This window comes from Chryseobacterium sp. VD8 (genome assembly GCF_037149975.1).
Lineage (GTDB): Bacteria > Bacteroidota > Bacteroidia > Flavobacteriales > Weeksellaceae > Chryseobacterium > Chryseobacterium indicum.
Genome location: NZ_JBBCQL010000282.1, coordinates 1 through 5,172, shown reverse-complemented (window position 1 = coordinate 5,172; position 5,172 = coordinate 1). Strand labels below are relative to the sequence as shown.

General features: G+C 33.1%; 4 protein-coding genes and 1 pseudogene. 2 read left to right on the top strand and 3 right to left on the bottom strand.

Features of this window, described 5'->3' with window-relative positions:
- Nucleotides 1-639: 639 nt before the first annotated feature.
- Entirely contained in the window at nt 640-1,095 is a 456-nt protein-coding gene (locus WFK35_RS20405) for a PA2169 family four-helix-bundle protein (RefSeq protein ID WP_336734297.1), read from the bottom strand.
- 153 nt (nt 1,096-1,248) lie between these two features.
- Here WFK35_RS20405 and WFK35_RS20400 point away from each other — a divergent pair, with 153 nt between their 5' ends.
- Together WFK35_RS20400 and WFK35_RS20395 are read left to right on the top strand one after the other, a co-directional pair.
- Nucleotides 1,249-2,046, top strand: a complete 798-nt coding sequence (locus tag WFK35_RS20400) for a Cof-type HAD-IIB family hydrolase (RefSeq protein WP_336734296.1) — start codon at nt 1,249-1,251, stop codon at nt 2,044-2,046.
- A gap of 133 nt (nt 2,047-2,179) precedes the next feature.
- Nucleotides 2,180-2,350 (top strand): lmo0937 family membrane protein, encoded by a 171-nt coding sequence (locus WFK35_RS20395; RefSeq protein ID WP_214589777.1) that lies wholly within the window; start codon nt 2,180-2,182, stop codon nt 2,348-2,350.
- Nucleotides 2,351-2,442: 92 nt separating this feature from the next.
- On the opposite strand, the gene WFK35_RS20390 is transcribed toward WFK35_RS20395, so the two are convergent.
- Nucleotides 2,443-3,015: an OmpH family outer membrane protein gene (locus WFK35_RS20390; RefSeq protein WP_235130776.1), complete on the bottom strand. Its 573-nt coding sequence runs from the start codon at nt 3,013-3,015 to the stop codon at nt 2,443-2,445.
- A gap of 160 nt (nt 3,016-3,175) precedes the next feature.
- Nucleotides 3,176-5,172, bottom strand: a pseudogene (locus WFK35_RS20385) (TonB-dependent receptor); the annotation flags it as partial.

Genomic DNA, 5,172 nt, shown 5'->3' with positions numbered 1-5,172 from the left:
ATTTTCATGAAACTGAATGATTTTTTTGTGAAATATTATGTTAATTTACGGTTTCGGTTAAATGACGGGTAATATGACAGTTAGGCTTACTTCGACTTAAAAAAGCTGTATCTTTTTCTGCACTTTCTTAAAAAAACACCACCCTTTTACAAGAGTGGCATGTACCTAATTTTAAAGCAGAATTAAATATAGAGATGAATAAATAAAACTTTTGGTTAATTATTTTATTCCCTAAATTCTATAAAATGATAAAACCTGTATTTTATACATCACTAATGTATGAATAATTTTAATAATACAAAAGAATTTAATGGAAAATTTTCTCAAATTCCTTTGACGCCTTAATTCTGTATTTAATAATGAATGTCTTTTACTTTTATGGAAATTATATCTTTTTGATAATCATTAATTTATCATAATAAATAACTCTTCTGTTATCTCTATTCTACTCAATATAAAAGAAGTAAGATTTGTCCAAAACAATCAAAAAAAAGGTGATTTTATTCAATCTTTGGTGATTTTTAATCCTCAGAATTCCCCAAAAAAAGCCGTCAGTTATCAATTCTAATTTTTTTTTTCAACATTTTTAAACTAAAAAAACTTCCCGGTTTGGGAAGTTTATGCTTTTAAACAGATCAATTAATTTTTGTAATTGCTCATTCCTTTAAATTCATGATAAGAATCTTTAATATGCTTGAGCTGTTCTGAAACGATTTCTCTGCTTTTTTTACTCAGTTTTCCGGTGTCGATTGCATTTTGGTAAGCGTCAATCGCTGCTTTTTCGCCGAAAATTACGTTTTCAATGGTGGATTCTTCCGTATTTCCAATAGTAAAAGAATTTTTAATATCAATCCATGTTCTGTGAAGTGTTCCGGCGATAGAGGGTGAATCGTTCGCTTCTCCTCCATGTTCTGTGATGAGATCAATAAGTTCATTTTTCATGACTTTAGAAAGAGAATTCATTCTGGCATATTCTGATTTTACGTCCGGATAACTTTCCCATATTTTACCTTCCACTTTAGCAAAACCTTTTATTCTGTCGTTGGTAATGTGCACGAGATCATTCAAAAGATCGATTTCTTCCTGATTTTTCATAATATTATTTTTTGGTGTGGTAAAAACTGTACAAGAATTATACCTTACAGATTCTGCAATAATTCAGTTTTAATTAAAATACGACATCATAAAACAAAATTATATTGTTGTATTTTTGTTATACAACTTAAACGATTAAATCATTAAACTTCAATGAACACCCAAGATCACAACATTAAAGCGGTATTTTTCGATATAGACGGAACTTTATTAAGCTTTAAAACAGGAAAAGTACCCTCTTCAACTCAAAATGCAATTCAGAAACTCAGAGAAAAAGGAATAAAAGTAATTATAGCAACGGGAAGATCAATCAATTCTCTGCATCATATCGATCATCTGAAGTTTGACGGCTTTATCACTTTTAACGGAGCATACTGTATCACAACATCCAAGAAGCTGATTTCCAGATATACAATAGATCCTTCCGACATCAAAAGTCTGATTAATTATGCTAAAAATATTCCGTTGAGCTATTCTTTAATGTATGAAGATAAGGTTGAAATAAATGATGCAACGCCTGAAGTAGTGGGAATGTATTCTCATATTAATATTCCTGTTCCGCCCATTCATGATAAAGAAAATATTGATGTTGAGAATGTGCTTCAGGCTAATATTTTTCTGAAACCGGAGGCTGAAGCCACATTCATGAAAGAAGTAATGCCGAAAAGTATATCTTCCAGATGGACTCCGCTTTTTGCCGATGTAAATCCCGGAAACATTAGTAAACAGACCGGAATTGAAAATTTCTGCAGACATTTTAATATTAATGTTTCAGAAACCATGTCTTTCGGAGACGGCGGAAATGATATTTCTATGTTAAAATTTACAAAAATCGGCATTGCGATGGGAAATGCTAATGACAGCTTAAAAGAAGTTGCAGACTACATTACAGAAGATGTTGACAATCATGGAATTGAAAAAGCTTTAATTCATTTTGGGGTTCTGAATTAAATTTCATTTACACCCTTATTTTTGAAGGAAAATATTCACTTTTCATAATATGTGGTATATATTTTTAAGCTGTTTTTAATAAAAAGGCATAATATGTGTATCTACTTTATCAAATCACTTAAAATTTTTAATTATGAGAAGTATATTATGGTTAGTCGCAGTCATTTGTATTGTGGTATGGCTTTTAGGAATGTTAGGAGTCGTTCCGGGAATGAGTACAGGATATCTGGTTCACGTTTTACTGGTTATTGCCATTATCGTGGTACTGTATAATCTGATATCAGGTCGAAAGCCGCTCGATTAGATCGATGTAAAACAATGAAATAAAAGCTGGAAATTAAATATTCATAATTTCCAGCTTTTTTTATTTTTCAGATGAGTATTTTTCCAGAAAAATTATTTAGAAGCAGGTTTCGCAGCAGTGGCTGTAGCTCCAAGTTTAGATTTTACAGTCGGAGTAATATCTTCTCCTCCATCCATATAAGCAACCTGACTGTTTCCCTGGGAAGGTGCGATATCAAAAACATAAGCCAATCCCTTTTCTTTCGCAACAGTAGCAATCATAGAGCTTACCTTTTTCTGAATAGGAGCGAATAATTCGGTCTGTTTTTTAGAAATTTCCTGCGCAGCTTTTGTTCTGGAAGCTTCAATATCTTTACCTAAAGTCTGCAATTCTGTCTGAGCTGCCGTTAATTCCTTAATTACAGTTTCCTTATTTGCTTCACTTATTGTCTTTTCCTTATCCTGAGCTGCTTTTAGTTTTGTCTGGTAAGAAGTAATCATTTTTTCAATTTCACCCTGTTTTGTTTTTGTGAAAGTGTCTAATGATCCTTCTGCTGTTTTAGCTTCAGGAAGATTCGCAAAAATATCATCAGAATTTACGTGCCCGATTTTTTGCTGTGCACTTACCATGTTAGACGTAAGGAAAAGTCCTGCCGCTAAAGAAAATGTTGTGATAAACTTTTTCATCTTTATTTAATTTTTATTTTCGTTTCTAAAAGTCAGCAAATATAATAAATATAACTAAATGCTTAGTTATATTAACAGTAAAAGAAGCCCGAAAAAAAACTTCGGACTTCTTCTTGAAAGAATCTAATAAGTCTATATTATGTAAGAAATGAAAATACTGTTAAAAATTATAACGGATTCCCAGCTGTGCCTGAAATCTCGATGCAAACTGATCGATGGTGTAAGGCAGCCCGGGTGTTCTGAAGTTATACGTTGGATCTCCTGCAGAAGGCTGTCCGGAGGCAATATTTCCAACCTTCGTTAAACCTACACTTGCAGTTGAGTTGAATGTATTTGGTACGAAATAAACTTTTCCCCAGTTTTTGTTTAACAAATTCGTTAAATTGATGATACTTAATGAGATCTGAAGCGTATTTTTAGATTTTTCGCTTAATCTTATTTCATCCATTATTCTGAAGTCAGCCTGAATATTCCAAGGAGTGAAATCTCCGTTTCTTTCTGTGAATTTTCCTCTTCTGCTGTTTAAATATGCATTACTGCTGATGAATTTCTCGTAATCGGCAACCTGCTGAGCTGTAGTAACCAGAATATTTCCGGATCCGTCTTTAATCGGAGCTATATATTTTGTTGCTTCAGCTACATCTTTGAAAATATAAGCTAAACCTGCTGCCTGTCCTGTATTTGCAATGGTACTGTTTACAAATCCCCAAGAGAAAGGGTTTCCGGATTGTGCATTGAAATAAACATTCGCCGATAACCTGTTCGACTCAGAAAGTGGTAAAGTATACCCTACATTTGCAACAACTCTGTTTTTAATTGCAAAATTAGAAGTTGATAATTTGGGATCATTTGGTGTTAAAGACTGGTTCATTTGCCAGTTACTTTCCATAGAATTTCTGATCCCGTTTGTAATGTCTTTCGCATCACCATACGTATATGCAACGAAGAAATTTAAGCCAAAATTATAAGATTTCTGAAGCTGGGCTGTTAAATTGTATCTGTATCCTTCTTTTGTATTGGAAAGCATATAAGCATTAGAGAAATTACTGTTGATGTTCGTTGTGTAGACCGGCATTTCGTGATTGGTATCATAGCTGAAATACGTCACGTTATCCGTTTTATTAACCTGCTGGAATTTAAGATCATATAAAACTTTTGTGTAAATTCCTTCTAATGTAAATTTATATCCTGAAACGGTATAATCAAAAGCTAATGAACTTCTCCAGACTCTTGGCATTTTGAAGTTATTATCAATTAAATCGACCTGAACTTTTGATGAATTCTGCCATTTCGGAAAATTTGAGCTTACCAGAGGATCTCCGTTTGTTGCCAATTGCGCGGCAGTTGGCGAATTATAATCATAACTTCCGAATCCAACTCCGTCATTATAATAAGCATAACCCAACCATGCAAACGGAATTCTTCCCACAAAAATTCCTGAACCTCCTCTCATTACTAAAGATCTGTTTTGGGTAAGATCTAAATTAAATCCTAATCTTGGCGAGATGGTCGGTTTGTTCAGATAATTGTTTGTTAGCTGGCTTAGCGGTGTGTAAGTATATGTATTTCCGTAGTTTGGATCTGCAGGAGAGCTGGTTACTTTAGGACTTAGCATCGGTTTATCAGGTAAATCTGTATAATCAACTCTTACTCCCGGAGTTAACCTTAATCTTCCTAAATTAATTTCATCCTGAAGATATGCTGATAACAAATTGACTTTATAGCTTGCATAAGGATTGTTAAACAAATCATCTCTGTTTTGACCTGTTAAAGAATACGTTCCCCTGATTCTTGCAGGATTTGAATTATAAAAATCATTTAAACTTTTATAAGCAATTCTTCCGTTTAAAGCATTCACAAAACCGTAATCGATGTTGTACAATTCATTGTGAGTTCCTAATAAGAACGTGTGATGACCTGTTTTGTACGTTAAGTTATCCGTGATTTCAAAAGTTTTCTGCTTCATATTAAAAACCGTTGCTTCCCTGTCATTTCCTAATAAAATAGTTCCTCCGTTGTAAGAAATTTCAACCTGTGGGAAAATGACATTTTGAGAAGTCGGATCTCTGTAATCGTGAATTGAAGAATATCCTACAACTAAGTTGTTATTCCATTTATCATTAAAACGGCTTTTTAGCTCTAAAGTTGTGGTAGAAG